Source organism: Salmonella sp. 741265116_PST, assembly GCF_046567715.1.
GTDB lineage: Bacteria > Pseudomonadota > Gammaproteobacteria > Enterobacterales > Enterobacteriaceae > Salmonella > Salmonella enterica.
Map to the genome: position 1 here is coordinate 73,431 of NZ_JBKFPH010000017.1, position 18,446 is coordinate 91,876.

The following is an 18,446-nucleotide window of genomic DNA, read 5'->3' on the forward strand; positions in this document are numbered from 1 at the left end:
TTAACGTACCTTCAGCGTTGCCAGGCCAATCAGCACCAGCATCAGCGAAATAATCCAGAAGCGCACAATCACGCGCGGTTCCGGCCAGCCTTTCAGTTCATAGTGGTGATGGATAGGCGCCATACGGAAAATACGCTGTCCGCGTAGTTTAAAGGAACCCACCTGCAGGATGACCGACAGAGTTTCCACCACAAAGACGCCGCCCATGATCACCAGCAGAAATTCCTGACGCAGCAGCACGGCGATAATGCCCAACGCGCCGCCCAACGCCAGCGATCCGACATCGCCCATAAAAACCTGCGCCGGATAGGTGTTAAACCACAAGAATCCTAATCCCGCGCCAACAATCGCCGTACAGACAATCACCAGCTCGCCCGCATGACGTAAATACGGAATATGCAGGTAATTGGCGAAGTTCATGTTCCCGGTCGCCCAGGCCACCAGCGCAAAGCCGGCGGCAACAAAAACAGTCGGCATGATCGCCAGGCCATCAAGCCCGTCGGTCAGGTTTACGGCGTTACCCGTACCGACGATGACAAAGTAGGACAGCAGAATGTAAAACAGCCCCAATTGCGGCATAACATCTTTAAAGAACGGCACCACCAGTTGGGTCGCGGGTGTGTCTTTCCCGACGAGATAAAGCGCAAAGGCCACGCCGAGCGCGATAACCGACATCCAGAAATATTTCCAGCGCGCAATCAGCCCTTTGGTATCTTTCCGCACCACTTTGCGGTAGTCATCGACAAAACCGATAATGCCGTAGCCAATCAATACCACCAGCACGCACCAGACGTACGGGTTAGACGGGTAAGCCCATAACAGAACGGAAATCACAATCGCCGTCAGGATCATGATGCCGCCCATCGTCGGCGTACCGCGTTTACTGAAGTGCGATTCCGGGCCATCGTTACGTACCACCTGGCCAAAAGAGAGTTTTTGCAGACGAGCGATCATACGCGGGCCCATCCATAAAGAGATGAACAGCGCGGTCAACAGGCTGACGATGGCGCGAAACGTCAGATAAGAAAAGACGTTAAAGCCGGAATAATATTTGACCAAATGCTCGGCCAGCCAAACTAACATGAACCTTTCTCCTGTAACGCATGAACCACATCTTCCATCGCGGCGCTGCGTGATCCTTTCACTAAAATAGTCATCATTGGTTGCTCCTGAAGCAGAGCGTGTAAACGCGCAATGAGCGCGGCTTTATCGGCAAAATGTTCGCCGACGCCGCTGGCGTGGCTGATAGCCTGACTGAGTTTTCCGGTGCTTAACACGCGATCAATACCCGCCGCTTTTGCGGCCTCGCCAACCTGGAGGTGGCACGCTTCGCTTTCTGCGCCCAGCTCGGCCATATCGCCTACCACCAGCACGCGGTAGCCGGGCATTTCAGAAAGAACCTGCACTGCGGCGGTCATCGAACCGACGTTGGCGTTATAAGCGTCATCCAGTACCAGTTGGTTTTCACTTAATTGAATCGGGAACAGACGCCCGGGTACGGCTTTTAACGCCGCCAGCCCTGCTTTAATCGCCGTCAGCGTCGCCCCCACCGCCATTGATAAAGCAGCGGCCGCCAGCGCGTTGGCAATATTGTGCCGCCCCGGCAACGGCAGCAGCACATCAATGCTGCCCATCGGGGTTTGCAGGGTAAATTCGGTACCGTGTGACGTCACGTGGATATTCGCAGCGGTAAAGTCGCTGTTTGCCGCATTCGGCGAAAAACGCCACACCTGACGATCGCCAATAATGCTTTGCCAGTTCAGCCAGTCATTATTATCGGCATTCATAATCGCGATACCGTTCTCAGGCAAACCGGTATAGATTTCGCCTTTCGCTTTCGCCACGCCGGCCAACGAGCCGAAACCTTCCAGATGCGCCGCCGCCAGGTTATTGACCAGCGCCGCTTCCGGGCGCGTCAGGCTAACGGTCCAGGCGATTTCTCCCTGGTGGTTAGCGCCTAACTCGATTACCGCATAGTCATAATCATGGTTTAAGCGCAGCAGCGTTATCGGCACGCCGATGTCGTTGTTAAAATTGCCTGCGGTATACAAAGTATTTCCGCACTGGCTAAGAATCGCGGCGGTCATCTCTTTGACCGAGGTTTTGCCGGACGAACCGGTTAACGCCACCACCCGCGCCGGTACCTGCATACGTACCCAGGCGGCCAGTTGGCCAAATGCCTGACGCGTGTCTTTTACAATCACCTGCGGAAGATCGATATCCAGAGGACGACTGACCAGCAGGGCGCCAGCGCCGTTCGCTTTTGCTTTATCAGCAAAATCATGCGCATCAAAGCGTTCCCCTTTCAGCGCCACGAACAGGCATCCCGGCGTCACTTTCCGTGTGTCGGTAATGACCGTATCGAGCGTGAGATCCGCCCCGCGGTGTTCGGCGCCAAGGACATCGGCAATTTTGCTGAGCGTTACGCTAATCATGCGATCACCCCCAGCAAACGCGCTGCGGTCACGCGGTCTGAATAATCAAGACGCTGCGTGCCGACAATCTGGTAATCCTCGTGCCCTTTACCTGCAATCAGCACGACGTCATTGTCTTTTGCCTGCATAATGGCATTGGTTACCGCCTCAGCGCGGCCTTCCATTACCCTGACCTGCCCGGCATCCAGCATTCCGGCCAGAATATCGTTGATAATGGCGCGCGGCTCCTCGGTACGCGGGTTATCGTCAGTCACCACGACGATATCCGCGAATTCTTCGGCAATGGCCCCCATGAGTGGGCGCTTACCTTTGTCACGATCCCCGCCACAGCCAAAGACGCACCACAATTTTCCGGCGCAGTGCAGGCGCGCCGCCTGCAACGCTTTTTCCAGCGCATCCGGCGTGTGTGCGTAATCCACCACCACCGTCGGTTTGCCTGGCGCAGTGAACACTTCCATCCGCCCGCAAACCGGCTGCAAACGCGCGGCGGTTTTCAGCAAATCCGTTAACGGATAGCCCAGCGCCAGTAGCGTCGCCAATGCCAGCAGTAAGTTGCTGACGTTAAACGCGCCCATCAGGCGGCTTTCGATTTCGCCTTCACCCCAGCTTGAAGCAAAACGAATCGTCGCTCCGCGGTCGTGGTAGTCCACCGCCTCCGCTTTCAGCCAACGACCATGACAGTTAGGGTTGATATGCCCTTCCATTGATACCGCGACCGCATCGGGTAGCGACGCCAGCCAGCGGCGTCCAACTTCATCATCGGCGTTGACGATTGCCTGACCATGATGGTGGGTGGAATAAAGCATCCATTTTGCCGCCTCGTAATGCGCCATATCGCCATGATAGTCGAGATGGTCGCGGCTCAAATTAGTAAACACGGAGGCGGCAAATTTCAGCGCCGCCACGCGATGCTGCACCAGGCCGTGAGAAGAGACTTCCATCGCGCCGAAGGTCGCGCCCTGCGCAACCAGACTGGCCAGCACATGCTGAACATCCACAGCGGAACCGGTTGTGTTCTCCGTCGGGATCACTTTACCCAACAGTCCGTTGCCTACCGTTCCCATCACTGCGCTGGTTTCGCCGAGCAACTGGCTCCACTGCGCCAGTAGTTGGGTGGTGGTGGTCTTGCCATTGGTGCCGGTCACCGCCACCAGACGCATGTTTTCAGATGGCTCATGGTAAAAGCGGCCCGCCAGCGCAGATAAACGCTCATTGAGCTGGCTGAGATAGACGACTGGTACGCCGTGCATTTCGCGAATCTCACCGTCGCTCGCCTCGTCTTTCGCCTCTGCAATAATGGCAGCTACGCCTTGCGCTATCGCCTGCGGGATATATCGACGCCCGTCCGCCTGATGACCCACTACTGCCACAAAGAGATCGCCCGCCGCAGCCACACGGCTGTCGAGCGTCATCTCTCGCAGTTCTCGCGCGGGTAGTCCAGCCACCCACGGAGCAAGAAGGTCGCGCAAATTACGATCTGCCACCTGTTCCCTCGCCTTGATTAATTACGAATTCATTTTTTTCGCCCGTTGCCAGCGCGTCCGGTTCGATGTTCATGGTGCGCAGAACGCCGCCCATGATGGCACCAAATACCGGCGCGGAAACGGCGCCGCCGTAGTATTTACCCGCCTGCGGATCGTTGATGACAACCACCAGAGCGAAGCGCGGCTGACTCGCAGGCGCGACGCCTGCGGTGTAAGCAATGTATTTGTTGATGTAGCGACCGTCCGGCCCCACTTTTTTCGCCGTACCGGTTTTAATCGCGATACGGTAGCCTTTAATTGCCGCCTTCACGCCGCCGCCGCCCGGCAGCGCCACGCTTTCCATCATATGCACCACGGTGCGTACGGTGGATTCAGGGAAGATGCGTTCGCCGGGTACAGGCGGATCAACTTTGGTAATCGACAGCGGGCGATAAATGCCATAGCTGCCGATCGTTGCATAGACTCGCGCTAACTGTAACGGCGTTACCATTAGCCCGTAGCCGAAAGAGAAGGTGGCCCTCTCTATGTCGGACCACCGTTGTTTTTGAGGATATAAGCCACTGCGTTCTCCGACCAACCCCAAATTGGTCGCCTTTCCTAGCCCAAAACGTGAGTAAGTATCTACTAACGCTGAGGACGGCATCGCTAACGCCAGTTTGGATACGCCGACGTTACTCGACTTCTGTAGAACCCCGGTCAGGGTTAATTCGCTGTAGCGCGCCACGTCTTTAATTTCGTGGCCGTTAATTCGGTATGGAACGGTATTCAACACCGTATTTTCGTTGACGATACCGCGCTGAAGCGCGGTCATCACCACCATCGGCTTAACCGTAGAACCCGGTTCAAACACGTCGGTGATGGTACGGTTACGCATCGCGTCTTTCGGCGTACCGGCAAGGTTGTTAGGGTTATAGGAAGGGCTATTCGCCATCGCCAGTACTTCACCGGTATTGACATCGACCAGCACCGCGCTACCGGATTCCGCCTTGTTAAACGCCACCGCGTTGTTCAGTTCGCGGTAAACCAGCGCCTGTAAGCGTTCATCAATGCTTAACGCCAGGTTGTGCGCTGCCTGACTGTCAGTGGAGGAGATATCTTCAATCACGCGGCCATAGCGGTCTTTACGCACGATTCGCTCGCCAGGCTGACCGGTAAGCCACTTATCAAAGCTCTTTTCAACGCCTTCAATCCCCTGACTGTCGACGTTGGTAAAACCGATGAGGTGAGCGGTTACTTCTCCTGACGGGTAGTAGCGGCGGGACTCTTCACGTAAATGAATCCCCGGCAGTTTGAGTTTTTTGATGTAGTCCGCCATGTCAGGATTTACCTGGCGCGCCAGATAAATAAAACGCCCTTTCGGGTTGGCGTTGATACGGGCGGAGAGCTGATCGAGCGGAATATTGAGCGCAGTAGAAAGCGCTTTCCAGCGATCGCCGACGCTGATGCCGCCGGCGTCATGAACTTCTTTCGGGTCGGCCCAAATAGCCTTAACCGGTACGCTGACCGCCAGTGGACGCCCGGAACGGTCGGTAATCATACCGCGTGAGGTGGAGACTTCCTGAACACGCAGCGAACGCATATCGCCCTGACGCACCAGCATATCCGGGGCGATAATCTGTAGCCACGCCGCGCGTCCAAGTAAAAAAACCAACGCCAGTAAAATACAGCCGCACAGCAACGCAAAACGCCAACTGATGAAGTTGGTCTGTTCTTCCTGGCGTTTCGATTTTTGCGTTTTTGCCGCTGCTTTCATGCGTCGCGTTTATCCTTATTTTTGCACTACGATATTTTCTTGGGACGGATCAACATGCTGCATTTGCAGCTTTTCCGTTGCGATCCGCTCCACCCGGCTGTGATCGCCGAGCGCATTTTCTTCAAGGATCAGGTTGCGCCATTCAATGTCCAATGCATCGCGCTCCAGAACCAGTTGTTCACGCTGCGCGGTGAGTAAACGAGTATGGTGCGCCGTCGTGACCACCGTCACCGCCGTTAAAATGATGCAAATGAACAAGCAGAGTGGCAGCTTCCCGAACCGCAAAAGATCGTCACCGATCACGCCAGGCAAGGCATGGCGTTCGTTGCTTCCTATCGATCCTTTAACTTTGCTTAGGGCTTCTGTCACTCTGCTGATCATGCGTTCGTCCTCTCTGCGATACGCAGAACTGAACTACGGGCCCGAGGATTTTCAGCCACCTCTTTTTCACCCGGCATCAACTTGCCTAACGCTCGTAACTCACGACCGCCCAGTTTTTTGAGCTGCGCTTCCGTCATCGGTAATCCCGCCGGTACCTGCGGACCGCGGCTTTGCTCACGCATAAAGCGTTTCACAATACGGTCTTCCAGCGAGTGGAAACTGATGATTGAAAGCCGCCCGCCTGGGGCCAGTACGCTGAGCGAGCTTTTTAGCGCCTGCTCTATCTCCTCCAGTTCACTGTTTACCCAGATGCGCACCGCCTGGAAGGTACGGGTCGCGGGATGTTTGAATTTGTCTTTTACCGGGGTCGCCGCCGCAACCACTTCCGCCAGCTCTTTGGTGCGGGTCATCGGCTGTTCGCGATTGCGCTCAACAATGGCGCGAGCAATACGTTTGGCAAAACGCTCCTCGCCGAATGTTTTCAGCACCCAGGCGATATCCGCCTCCTCCGCCGTTTGTAACCACTCGGCGGCAGACTGGCCGCGCGTCGGGTCCATTCGCATATCCAGCGGACCGTCGCGCATGAATGAAAAACCGCGCTCCGCATCGTCAAGCTGCGGAGAAGAGACGCCAAGATCGAGAAGGATCCCGTCAATCTTGCCGGTAAGCTCGCGCTCGGCTACATAATCAGCCAGCGCGGAAAAAGGTCCATGAATGATGGAGAAGCGAGGATCATTAATGGTCTGCGCAACGGCGATCGCCTGCGGATCGCGATCGATCGCCAGCAAGCGCCCCTCTTCGCCCAGTTGCGAGAGGATCAGGCGCGAGTGGCCGCCGCGACCAAATGTGCCATCAATATAGATACCATCCGGACGAATATTCAGCCCATTAACGGCTTCATCCAACAGTACCGTAGTGTGTTTAAAATTTTCCATCATCTTATAGAGACAAGTCCTGCAGCCGCTCCGATAACGTTTCGGTAGCTGACTGTTCAGCGTCGATATCTTCCTTGACCTGTTGATACCAGGTCGTTTCATCCCACAGCTCAAATTTGTTGAACTGTCCAACCAGCATCACTTCTTTCGTCAGTCCGGCATGTTGCCGCAGAACTGGCGCGATCAGTAATCGACCTGCACCATCCATCTGACATTCGCTGGCATGGCCCAACAGTAAACGCTGTACGCGACGTTCTACCGGGTTCATGCTCGACAAACGAGATAACTTTTGCTCAATAATTTCCCATTCAGGCAGGGGGTAAAGCAGCAGGCATGGGTGATGGATGTCAATGGTACATACCATTTGACCGGTAGCGCTCTCGATCAGTTGCTCCCGATAACGGGTCGGCACGGTCAGGCGCCCTTTACTGTCGAGATTGACTAACGTTGCCCCCCGGAACATGCCAGTCTCACCCCTTCTTACCACTTTATCCCACAAATTCCCACTCGAAGGAGTTTACGGAGCGGAGGAAAAGCTTGTCAAGCAAGTCACAACGCTTACCTAAGTAAAAAAGCCAATGTTTACGGCGAATATCTGCGTTGATTAATTTCCACCCAGCGTGCAAGTCAAATTAACGTTATGAATATTTGTAAGAAAAAAACCAAAGACCCACCGCCGTTTAAAACGGACTCAATATAATCCGAGAAAAATATAAAGTGTCAGTTTGCGACGCGAGCGGCATTTTAGGACATATTGCACCGTGTTAACAGTGCCTGTTTAACGTGTGCAGCGCCTGCTATACCAGCGCCTACGAGCGACTGTCGCGCCAAAGACAAAAAGTGGCTGTTAATTCGACGATTTCTTGCCTGCTTGTAACAAAACAAGACAAAGGAAAAGACTCGTTACGTCTTAATTAGTGGAATATGGACGATTTCGGACAAAAGAAAGGTAATAAAAAAGAATTTTCGGATAATTTTAAGGAATAATCTTAATTATTTAAGGGATATTTTTACTGATACGCATTTGTTTGACGGCGGCAGAAGAGAGAGTCTTTTACCGCCGATCCTTTAGCTACGGCTCAGAATGCCGCGACGATACAGGTTTCGCCGAATACGCGTTAAGCCAGGTTTCGGCTTACGCGGTTCATCAAGACTTGCCAGCACAATCTCCAGCACGCGTTCCGCGACATCACGATGACGCTGCGCCACCGCCAGTACCGGGCATTGCAGAAAATCCAGCAGCTCATGATCGCCGAAGGTCGCAATCGCTAAATCCGAAGGCAGTTTTCCATCGCGCCGCAGCGTAACGTCCATCACGCCCTGTAATAGCGCGAACGATGTCGTAAAGAGCGCCTGCGGCATAGGATGCGTTTCCAGCCATTTCTCAAACAACTGCGCGGCGGCTTCGCGCTCATAGCTGTTGGCATATAAGAAATTCACCTCCCGCGGATCGTCTTTCCATGCGGTGCGGAACCCCTGCTCGCGCAGGAAACTGACGGACAACTCCGGCAGCGCGCCCAAATAAAGCACCGTTTCCGCCGGGAATTTACGCAGCTCTTCCGCCAGCATCTCGGCATCATCCTGATCGGCGCCGACCACGCTGGTGAAATGTTCGCGATCCAGCGCGCGGTCGAGCGCGACGATGGGGAACGGATCGTTGGCCCAGCGCTGATAGAAGGGATGCTCCGGCGGTAACGAAGTTGAAACAATGATTGCATCCACCTGGCGTTGCAAAAGGTGCTCAATGCAGCGCATTTCGTTATCCGGCTGATCTTCAGAACAGGCGATCAGCAGTTGGTAGCCACGCTGGCGTGCCTGGCGCTCAAGATAGTTTGCGATACGGGTGTAGCTCGTGTTTTCAAGGTCCGGGATCACCAGACCAATGGAACGTGTGCGTCCAGCACGCAGCCCGGCAGCCACAGCGTTAGGATGGTAATTGTGCTCACGCACTACCGCCATGACTTTTTCTACGGTTTTGTCGCTCACGCGGTATTGCTTTGCTTTACCGTTTATAACGTAGCTTGCAGTTGTGCGCGAGACACCGGCCAGCCGAGCGATTTCATCCAGTTTCACAATTGCCCCTTGTGTAAATTGTACAAACCATAACCTTTATGTCGGCATGGGTTAAAATCGTTAACATCTAAGCGCAGTTTGATCACTCCGGCAACCGCTTTTATTCGGGGTTACCACGGATTTCGCAAAAAAAAGCCCAACCGGTGATATTGGGTTGGGCGATAATTCCTGTTGGCCGGATAAAACGCAAGCGCGTCGTCATCCGGCAAATCTGCTCAGCGCATAATCTTATCGCCGCGCGAAAGCCCGACGACGCCTGAACGCGCCACTTCAACAATTTTCGCCACGTCGCGCAGCGAGGCCAGAAAAGCATCCAGTTTATCGCTGGTGCCCGCCAGTTGAACGGTATACAGCGTTGGCGTAACGTCAATAATCTGACCACGGAAAATTTCCGTATTACGCTTCACCTCTTCCCGTCCGTAGCCGCTGGCCTGGATTTTCACCAGCATGATTTCCCGCTCAACGTGCGCTCCCTGACCCAGCTCGCTGACGCGCAGCACATCAACCAGCTTGTGCAGTTGCTTTTCAATTTGCTCAAGCACTTTTTCATCGCCTACCGTCTGGATAGTCATGCGCGACAACGTCGGATCGTCCGTCGGCGCGACGGTCAGGCTTTCAATATTATATCCGCGTTGCGAAAAGAGGCCGATAACCCGCGATAACGCCCCAGATTCGTTTTCCAGTAATACCGATAAAATCCGGCGCATCATCAGGTCCTCTCCGTTTTGCTTAACCACATTTCGTCCATCCCGCCCCCGCGAATCTGCATCGGATAGACATGCTCGCTGCCATCAACGGTGACATCGACGAACACCAGTCGGTTATTACGCACATGCTCAAGGGCTTCGCTGAGTTTACTTTCCAGCTCATCCGGACGGTTAATCTGCAGCCCGACATGGCCATATGCTTCCGCCAGGCGCACAAAATCCGGCAACGACTGCATATAAGACTGAGAATGGCGACCGGAATAGATCATATCCTGCCACTGTTTCACCATCCCCAGATAACGGTTGTTCAGGTTCAGAACCAGTACCGGCAATTCATACTGTAAGGCTGTCGACAGCTCCTGAATGTTCATCTGTATACTGCCATCGCCGGTCACGCAGACCACCATTTCTTTCGGCAGGGCCATTTTAACGCCCAGCGCAGCCGGTAGGCCAAAACCCATCGTGCCGAGCCCGCCGGAATTAATCCAGCGACGTGGTTTATCGAACGGGTAGTAGAGGGCGGCAAACATCTGGTGTTGTCCTACATCGGACGTCACGTAAGCGTCGCCCTTCGTCAGACGCCAGAGGGTTTCAATCACCGCCTGGGGTTTAATGCTTTCGCTTTCCGCGTCATATTTCAGGCACTGACGGGCGCGCCAGACCTCTATCTGCTGCCACCAGTCGCGAATATCATCCTGCGGCTGAGACGGCGCATCCTGCGCCAGTAGCTCCAGCATTTGTTCCAGTACCAGGCGGGCATCGCCCACCACCGGGATATCAGCGTTAACCGTTTTGGATATGGACGTCGGGTCAATGTCGATGTGTAATACCGTCGCGTTCGGACAATATTTAGCGAGATTATTCGTCGTGCGGTCGTCAAATCGTACGCCAACAGCGAAAATCACGTCGGCGTTATGCATGGTCATATTGGCTTCATAAGTGCCATGCATTCCCAGCATTCCTAACGACTGGCGATGAGTAGCAGGAAACGCGCCCAGTCCCATTAATGAAGAGACCACCGGCAGGTTAAAGGTTTCAATGATGTGGCGCAGCGGCGCATAGCAGGCCGCGCTTATCGCCCCTCCCCCAACATAGACCACCGGTTTTTTTGCCGACGCCAGCGTTTGCAAAGCACGCTTAATTTGTCCTTTATGTCCTGATGTTGTGGGATTGTAAGAGCGCATACTGACCGTTTCCGGCCAGGCATACGGCATTTTTTTCGCCGGATTCAAAATATCTTTCGGCAGATCCACGACCACCGGTCCAGGACGTCCGCTTGCCGCCAGCCAGAAGGCCTTTTTAAGCACCAGGGGAATATCTTCCGTCTGTTTGACCAGGAAGCTATGTTTGACCACCGGTCGGGAAATCCCCACCATGTCGCACTCCTGAAAGGCATCATAGCCAATCAATGAGGTGGCGACCTGGCCGGAAAGAATCACCAGCGGAATGGAATCCATATAGGCCGTAGCAATCCCGGTAATCGCATTGGTCGCTCCCGGTCCGGAAGTCACCAGCACCACGCCAACGTCGCCAGTAGCTCGCGCCAGGCCATCCGCCATATGCACCGCGGCCTGCTCATGACGCACCAGCACATGATCGATCCCTCCAACGGTATGTAGCGCATCATAAATATCAAGCACTGCGCCTCCAGGATAGCCGAACACCTGCTTTACGCCTTGATCGATAAGCGATCGGACGACCATCTCGGCTCCAGACAACATCTCCACGGCTTGCCTCCACTTTATACCTGTCATCACGGTTTGACGGACACCTTAACCGCTCGCTATCACGCCTGGCAATTAGATGGAATGACGTAAAGACGGGGAAGGTTAGAATAATCAGGAGGCAAGAAGAGAAAAAATGGAGAAATACTCCGTCTGAATCACACCAGGTAATAAATAATCGCTTATAAATGCAGACTTACAGCAATTCATCTATTTTTCACAGCGACGAAAAGAATCGCTCACCGTTAATTCAGCATAAAATTTTTGATATACGCTAAAAAGCAGAATAAACCAGAATTTGTTTCTGATTTATTCTGCCCGGTTTTATCGCTTACAAACAGAAACTAATAAATCTTCCATCCATTGGTGCCCTTTATCACGCCCAGCCGCTTCATGCCAGGAAAGGTAGCATGTCCGGCTATTCAGTTTTAAAGGCAACGGCAATATTTGCAGATCCAGCGACTCCGCAAACTCTTCCGCCAGCCAGCGCGGGGCAATAGCGACCAAATGCGTCTGCGAAACCACGTTCAGAACGCTGATAAGCGCCATGCCCTGATAAGCCACGCTCGACTGTTTATCCGGCGTGTCATACCACGGCTGACTAAATGACGCATAACGATCGAGAGAAACAACCGCATGTTGTTCATTATAAACATCGCCTTCCAGTAGCGGGCCGCTAATACGCGGGTGTTTTCGGCTGGCGACTAAAACCATTTCATCTTTAAATAGCGGTACGCTGGTAAACTCAGGGCGACGGAATTCTTCATAACTAATAACGAACTCGGTTTCCTGATAGCGTAGCTGATGCTCAGTATTCTGATTCAACGACGCTTTAAAAACGACATGAATATTTGGCGCAATTTTTTCTACACGATTATAAATCTGTGACGTCAGGATATTATCCAGCGGACTGCACACGCAAAGATTGAATACACGTTCGCTGCTGGTCGGCTCAAACCCCGATCCCGGCAATTCATTTTGCACCAATTGCAACGCCTGACGGACTGAACCAAATAACTGAAATGCACGGGCAGTCGGCTGAATTCCTCGTCCATATCGAACAAAAAGTTCGTCATTAAACATAACCTTCAGACGCGCTACGGCGTTACTGACCGCAGGCTGCGACATTCCCAGCGTGTGGGCGGCGCGCGTAATATTCTGCTCTTGCATTACCGCATCGAACACGGTCAATAGGTTCAAATCAACCATGCGAAGCTGTGGTTTGCCCATATCTAAAAGATGCGGCTTTTCGGTTTTGACCTCTGGCATATTTAACTCCACTGTCACGCTTAACTCCCTTTTTCTGGCTGAAGGCAGAAATAATTCCTGAAAATATGATTTACCATGCATATAAAATAAGAAAAAGGGAAAGCGTTAAAATTCGGAAAACATAAAGACGCTGACAGAGACAAATAGAATGCCAGCGCAAGCGTAATGTGTCCTGAGTCACACCATTGCGATTCATAATGTTTAAATTACGCAAGCAATATAACCATAACTATGGCGAATACACAATCATACACCAAGTGAATGATCATTTAAGTTTCAATTAAATGTTTATATTATTAATAGCTAAAAAGTTAACATTAATTTATCAATAACTTTATCCTTATCCATTAAGTAAACAAGGTTATTTGTTAAAATATAAAACAAATCAAAAAGATAAACCAAACCTTTAGCATACCTTTAACAGGCCATTCCCCTAACCAATTTGCAAACAAAAATGCCTAAATATTTCAAACAATGAAAAGTATGAATGTCCACTCGTTCTTTTATCCTTTATTGGACGCGCAGCCCAGCACAATTAGCTAAAGTACGTATCCGGATATCGTCAACAAAATGCAATGGCGACAGAAATCAGAGTTGACATTAAACGGCATATCCAGTACCACTAAAAGCATATCGCATTCGCTGGAGCTGAATTAATGTCACATATCGTTCGTTTCACTGGGCTACTACTACTCAACGCATTTATTGTGCGCGGTAGACCGGTGGGCGGCATTCAACATTAAGTCAGCTCGAAGTCAAACAAAACCCGCGCCGTTGCGCGGGTTTTTTTATGCCTGACGCAAGGCGCCCCTGGAGACAAGGACCACATCATGAGCCAGCAAGTCATTATTTTTGATACGACCTTACGCGACGGCGAACAAGCGTTACAGGCCAGCCTGAGCGCGAAAGAGAAGCTGCAGATTGCCCTGGCCCTTGAGCGCATGGGTGTTGATGTCATGGAAGTGGGCTTCCCGGTCTCTTCTCCGGGTGATTTTGAATCTGTCCAAACCATCGCCCGCACCATCAAAAACAGTCGCGTTTGCGCCCTGGCGCGTTGTGTAGAAAAAGACATCGACGTCGCGGCACAGGCGCTGAAGGTCGCCGACGCGTTTCGTATTCATACTTTTATCGCCACCTCGCCAATGCACATCGCCACCAAGCTGCGCAGCACGCTGGATGAGGTCATCGAACGCGCGGTATACATGGTTAAGCGTGCGCGTAATTACACTGATGACGTGGAGTTCTCCTGCGAAGATGCTGGCCGGACGCCTGTTGACGATCTGGCGCGCGTGGTGGAAGCCGCTATAAACGCCGGCGCGAGAACCATTAATATTCCCGATACCGTGGGCTATACCATGCCGTTTGAGTTCGCGGGAATCATTTCCGGCCTGTATGAACGTGTCCCCAATATCGACAAAGCTATCATCTCCGTTCATACCCACGACGATTTAGGGATAGCGGTAGGCAACTCGCTGGCGGCAGTACATGCGGGCGCGCGTCAGGTTGAAGGCGCGATGAACGGCATCGGAGAACGTGCCGGTAACTGCGCACTGGAAGAAGTGATCATGGCGATTAAAGTACGCAAAGACATCATGAACGTACACACCAACATCAATCACCACGAAATCTGGCGCACCAGCCAGACCGTCAGCCAGATCTGTAACATGCCGATCCCGGCCAACAAAGCGATTGTCGGCAGCGGCGCTTTCGCCCACTCTTCCGGCATCCACCAGGATGGCGTCCTCAAGAACCGCGAAAACTATGAAATCATGACGCCAGAGTCCATCGGTCTGAACCAGATACAGCTGAACCTGACCTCCCGCTCTGGCCGTGCCGCCGTGAAACATCGCATGGAAGAGATGGGTTACAAGGACACAGACTACAACATGGACCACCTGTACGACGCGTTCCTGAAGCTGGCGGACAAAAAAGGCCAGGTGTTCGACTATGACCTGGAAGCGCTGGCGTTTATTAATAAACAGCAAGAAGAACCAGAGCATTTCCGTCTGGATTACTTCAGCGTGCAGTCCGGCTCCAGCGATATCGCCACCGCTTCCGTGAAGCTGGCCTGTGGTGAAAAGATCAAGGCCGAAGCGGCGAACGGCAACGGCCCGGTCGACGCCATCTATCAGGCGATTAACCGCATCACTGGCTACGACGTTGAGTTGGTTAAATACGACCTGAACGCCAAAGGCCAGGGCAAAGACGCGCTGGGTCAGGTCGATATCGTCGTGAACCATCATGGTCGCCGCTTCCACGGCGTCGGGCTGGCGACGGATATCGTCGAATCCTCCGCCAAAGCGATGGTGCACGTACTGAACAATATCTGGCGCGCCGCCGAAGTTGAAAAAGAATTGCAACGCAAAGCTCAAAATAAAGAGAACAACAAGGAAACCGTGTAATGTCGAAGAACTATCATATTGCCGTACTGCCGGGCGACGGTATCGGCCCGGAAGTCATGGCGCAAGCCCTGAAAGTTATGGATGCGGTACGCAGTCGTTTTGATATGCGTATCACCACCAGCCGCTATGACGCCGGCGGTATTGCTATCGACAATCATGGTCATCCACTGCCGAAAGCCACCGTTGAAGGGTGTGAGCAGGCGGATGCCATTCTGTTTGGCTCCGTCGGCGGCCCGAAATGGGAAAATTTGCCCCCGGAAAGCCAGCCAGAGCGCGGCGCTCTGCTGCCGCTGCGCAAACATTTCAAATTATTCAGTAACCTGCGTCCGGCGAAACTGTATCAGGGACTGGAAGCATTTTGCCCGTTGCGCGCCGATATCGCCGCTAACGGTTTCGATATCCTGTGCGTGCGCGAGCTGACCGGCGGGATCTATTTCGGACAGCCAAAAGGCCGTGAAGGCAGCGGTCAGTACGAAAAAGCCTTTGATACCGAAGTTTATCACCGCTTTGAGATCGAGCGCATTGCCCGTATCGCCTTTGAATCGGCGCGTAAACGCCGCCGTAAAGTCACCTCTATTGATAAAGCCAACGTACTGCAAAGCTCTATCCTGTGGCGTGAGATCGTCAATGATGTCGCGAAAACGTATCCCGATGTGGAACTCGCGCACATGTATATCGATAACGCCACCATGCAGTTGATTAAAGACCCGTCGCAGTTTGACGTACTGCTGTGCTCTAACCTGTTCGGCGACATTCTGTCCGACGAATGCGCCATGATCACCGGCTCAATGGGGATGTTGCCCTCCGCCAGCCTGAACGAGCAAGGGTTTGGCCTGTATGAACCGGCTGGCGGCTCCGCGCCGGATATCGCCGGGAAAAATATCGCCAATCCAATTGCGCAGATCTTGTCGCTGGCGTTGCTGCTGCGCTACAGCCTGGATGCCAACGATGCGGCAACGGCCATTGAACAGGCGATCAATCGCGCATTAGAAGAGGGCGTTCGCACCGGCGATTTAGCCAGGGGCGCTGCCGCAGTCAGTACCGATGAGATGGGCGATATTATCGCCCGCTATGTCGCAGAAGGGGTGTAATCATGGCCAAAACATTATACGAAAAATTATTTGATGCCCACGTGGTCTTTGAGGCGCCAAACGAAACGCCGCTGCTGTACATCGACCGCCACCTGGTGCATGAAGTCACCTCGCCGCAGGCGTTTGACGGTCTGCGCGCGCACCATCGTCCGGTACGTCAGCCAGGGAAAACCTTCGCCACGATGGATCACAACGTCTCGACGCAGACTAAAGACATTAATGCTTCCGGTGAAATGGCGCGTATCCAGATGCAGGAGCTGATTAAGAACTGTAGCGAGTTCGGCGTCGAGCTGTATGACCTGAATCACCCGTATCAGGGCATCGTCCATGTGATGGGGCCGGAACAGGGCGTCACCCTGCCGGGCATGACCATCGTCTGCGGCGACTCCCACACCGCCACCCACGGCGCGTTTGGCGCGCTGGCCTTCGGCATAGGCACTTCTGAGGTAGAACATGTACTGGCGACGCAAACCCTGAAACAGGGGCGCGCTAAAACCATGAAGATTGAAGTCACGGGCAACGCCGCGCCGGGCATTACCGCCAAAGACATCGTGCTGGCGATCATCGGTAAAACCGGCAGCGCCGGCGGCACCGGACACGTGGTGGAATTTTGCGGCGACGCTATCCGCGCGCTGAGTATGGAAGGCCGCATGACGCTGTGCAATATGGCGATTGAGATGGGCGCCAAAGCCGGTCTGGTCGCCCCGGATGAAACCACTTTCAACTACGTAAAAGGGCGTTTGCACGCGCCGAAGGGCCGCGATTTTGACGAAGCCGTCGAGTACTGGAAAACGCTGAAAACCGATGACGGCGCGACCTTTGATACTGTCGTCACCCTGCGAGCAGAAGAGATCGCGCCGCAGGTGACCTGGGGCACGAATCCGGGCCAGGTGATTTCCGTCACCGACATCATCCCCGATCCCGCCTCCTTTAGCGATCCGGTTGAGCGCGCCAGCGCCGAAAAAGCGCTGGCTTATATGGGCTTACAGCCGGGCATACCGTTAACGGACGTTGCTATCGATAAAGTCTTTATCGGCTCTTGTACCAATTCGCGCATTGAAGATTTGCGCGCGGCGGCGGAAGTCGCCAAAGGGCGCAAAGTTGCGCCGGGCGTGCAGGCGCTGGTGGTGCCGGGTTCAGGTCCGGTGAAAGCGCAGGCGGAAGCGGAAGGTCTGGACAAGATCTTTATCGAAGCAGGATTTGAATGGCGCTTACCGGGCTGTTCCATGTGCCTGGCCATGAATAATGACCGCCTGAACCCGGGCGAGCGCTGCGCATCCACCAGCAACCGTAACTTTGAAGGCCGTCAGGGCCGCGGGGGTCGCACGCATTTAGTCAGCCCGGCGATGGCCGCCGCTGCCGCCGTTACCGGCCACTTCGCCGACATTCGCAGCATCAAATAAGGAAACTACCATGGCAGAGAAATTTACCCAGCATACCGGCCTGGTTGTCCCACTGGATGCCGCCAACGTCGATACCGATGCAATTATCCCTAAACAGTTTTTGCAGAAGGTTACGCGCACCGGTTTTGGCGCCCATCTGTTTAACGACTGGCGCTTCCTGGACGAAAATGGCCAACAGCCAAATCCGGAATTCGTGCTGAACTTTCCGGAATATCAAGGCGCGTCGATACTGCTGGCGCGGGAGAACTTTGGCTGCGGCTCTTCACGCGAACACGCGCCGTGGGCGTTGACCGACTACGGCTTTAAAGTGGTGATCGCGCCAAGCTTCGCCGACATTTTCTACGGCAACAGCTTTAACAACCAACTGCTGCCGGTAACCCTGAGCGACGCACAGGTCGATGAGCTGTTTGCTCTGGTGAAAGCCAATCCGGGGATTCATTTTGAAGTGGATCTGGAAGCACAGGTGGTGAAAGCAGGCGATAAAACCTACAGCTTTAAAATCGACGACTTCCGCCGCCACTGCATGTTGAACGGTCTGGACAGCATCGGGCTGACGCTGCAGCACGAAGACGCGATTGCCGCCTACGAAAATAAACAACCGGCATTTATGCGGTAACCTTTCACGCCTTACCGGGCCTACAGGTTATGCAATATCACCCGGTTGCCACTATATTCTGTAGGCCAGATAAGCGTAGCGCCATCAAACTTCGGGTTACTCATCGGTCGCTCATGCCGGGGATATTCCGGCATTTTTTATACGCCTTTTACTCACCCGCTCACCCCCGCGTG

Annotated in this window: 16 protein-coding genes; 5 read left to right on the top strand and 11 right to left on the bottom strand. The window is 53.6% G+C overall.

The genetic code is table 11. The features are described 5' to 3' along the window. The 11 genes from mraY to leuO all read right to left on the bottom strand — a co-directional run bounded on the left by mraY (position 1) and on the right by leuO (position 12,761). Positions 1 to 1,083 carry a phospho-N-acetylmuramoyl-pentapeptide-transferase gene (gene mraY / locus ACLD11_RS13715; RefSeq protein WP_000964138.1) on the bottom strand — a complete coding sequence of 361 codons (1,083 nt, stop codon included), beginning with the start codon at positions 1,081 to 1,083 and terminating at the stop codon, positions 1 to 3. Further along, positions 1,077 to 2,435, bottom strand: coding sequence for a UDP-N-acetylmuramoyl-tripeptide--D-alanyl-D-alanine ligase (gene murF / locus ACLD11_RS13720; RefSeq protein WP_000626637.1), 1,359 nt, complete (start codon positions 2,433 to 2,435; stop codon positions 1,077 to 1,079). Before murF ends, mraY begins: the two co-directional genes overlap by 7 nt. Next, positions 2,432 to 3,919 (bottom strand): UDP-N-acetylmuramoyl-L-alanyl-D-glutamate--2,6-diaminopimelate ligase, encoded by a 1,488-nt coding sequence (gene murE, locus ACLD11_RS13725; RefSeq protein WP_023204299.1) that lies wholly within the window; start codon positions 3,917 to 3,919, stop codon positions 2,432 to 2,434. The genes murF and murE overlap by 4 nt, the downstream gene beginning before the upstream one ends. Next, complete coding sequence (gene ftsI, locus ACLD11_RS13730; RefSeq protein ID WP_000642235.1) at positions 3,906 to 5,672, bottom strand: peptidoglycan glycosyltransferase FtsI; 1,767 nt, start codon at positions 5,670 to 5,672, stop codon at positions 3,906 to 3,908. The genes murE and ftsI overlap by 14 nt, the downstream gene beginning before the upstream one ends. Positions 5,673 to 5,687: 15 nt before the next feature. Continuing rightward, entirely contained in the window at positions 5,688 to 6,053 is a 366-nt protein-coding gene (ftsL, locus tag ACLD11_RS13735; RefSeq protein ID WP_000625651.1) for a cell division protein FtsL, read from the bottom strand. Further along, on the bottom strand, positions 6,050 to 6,991 hold the full coding sequence (gene rsmH / locus ACLD11_RS13740) for a 16S rRNA (cytosine(1402)-N(4))-methyltransferase RsmH (RefSeq protein WP_000970444.1): 942 nt from the start codon (positions 6,989 to 6,991) through the stop codon (positions 6,050 to 6,052). Before rsmH ends, ftsL begins: the two co-directional genes overlap by 4 nt. A 1-nt stretch (position 6,992) precedes the next feature. Continuing rightward, positions 6,993 to 7,451, bottom strand: coding sequence for a division/cell wall cluster transcriptional repressor MraZ (gene mraZ, locus ACLD11_RS13745; protein WP_000488294.1), 459 nt, complete (start codon positions 7,449 to 7,451; stop codon positions 6,993 to 6,995). A gap of 605 nt (positions 7,452 to 8,056) precedes the next feature. Beyond that, a complete protein-coding gene (gene cra, locus ACLD11_RS13750; RefSeq protein WP_000762406.1) occupies positions 8,057 to 9,061 on the bottom strand; it encodes a catabolite repressor/activator in 1,005 nt (334 codons plus the stop codon). A 215-nt stretch (positions 9,062 to 9,276) separates the two neighbouring features. Further along, positions 9,277 to 9,768, bottom strand: a complete 492-nt coding sequence (gene ilvN, locus ACLD11_RS13755) for an acetolactate synthase small subunit (protein WP_001563086.1) — start codon at positions 9,766 to 9,768, stop codon at positions 9,277 to 9,279. A gap of 2 nt (positions 9,769 to 9,770) precedes the next feature. Further along, positions 9,771 to 11,495, bottom strand: a complete 1,725-nt coding sequence (ilvI, locus tag ACLD11_RS13760; protein WP_411011796.1) for an acetolactate synthase 3 large subunit — start codon at positions 11,493 to 11,495, stop codon at positions 9,771 to 9,773. Positions 11,496 to 11,816: 321 nt separating this feature from the next. Then, entirely contained in the window at positions 11,817 to 12,761 is a 945-nt protein-coding gene (gene leuO / locus ACLD11_RS13765) for a transcriptional regulator LeuO (RefSeq protein WP_001115420.1), read from the bottom strand. 656 nt (positions 12,762 to 13,417) lie between these two features. Here leuO and leuL point away from each other — a divergent pair. The 5 genes from leuL (at position 13,418) to leuD (ending at position 18,273) form a co-directional block, all read left to right on the top strand. Continuing rightward, on the top strand, positions 13,418 to 13,504 hold the full coding sequence (gene leuL / locus ACLD11_RS13770; protein WP_001575587.1) for a leu operon leader peptide: 87 nt from the start codon (positions 13,418 to 13,420) through the stop codon (positions 13,502 to 13,504). 87 nt (positions 13,505 to 13,591) lie between these two features. Next, positions 13,592 to 15,163, top strand: a complete 1,572-nt coding sequence (gene leuA / locus ACLD11_RS13775; protein WP_411015009.1) for a 2-isopropylmalate synthase — start codon at positions 13,592 to 13,594, stop codon at positions 15,161 to 15,163. After that, the gene (leuB, locus tag ACLD11_RS13780) at positions 15,163 to 16,254 is read left to right on the top strand and encodes a 3-isopropylmalate dehydrogenase (RefSeq protein WP_411011798.1); all 1,092 of its coding nucleotides are present in this window, start codon (positions 15,163 to 15,165) and stop codon (positions 16,252 to 16,254) included. The genes leuA and leuB overlap by 1 nt, the downstream gene beginning before the upstream one ends. A 2-nt stretch (positions 16,255 to 16,256) precedes the next feature. Further along, positions 16,257 to 17,657 carry a 3-isopropylmalate dehydratase large subunit gene (gene leuC, locus ACLD11_RS13785; RefSeq protein WP_411015010.1) on the top strand — a complete coding sequence of 467 codons (1,401 nt, stop codon included), beginning with the start codon at positions 16,257 to 16,259 and terminating at the stop codon, positions 17,655 to 17,657. A gap of 10 nt (positions 17,658 to 17,667) precedes the next feature. Next, on the top strand, positions 17,668 to 18,273 hold the full coding sequence (leuD, locus tag ACLD11_RS13790) for a 3-isopropylmalate dehydratase small subunit (RefSeq protein WP_411015011.1): 606 nt from the start codon (positions 17,668 to 17,670) through the stop codon (positions 18,271 to 18,273). Positions 18,274 to 18,446: the final 173 nt, after the last annotated feature.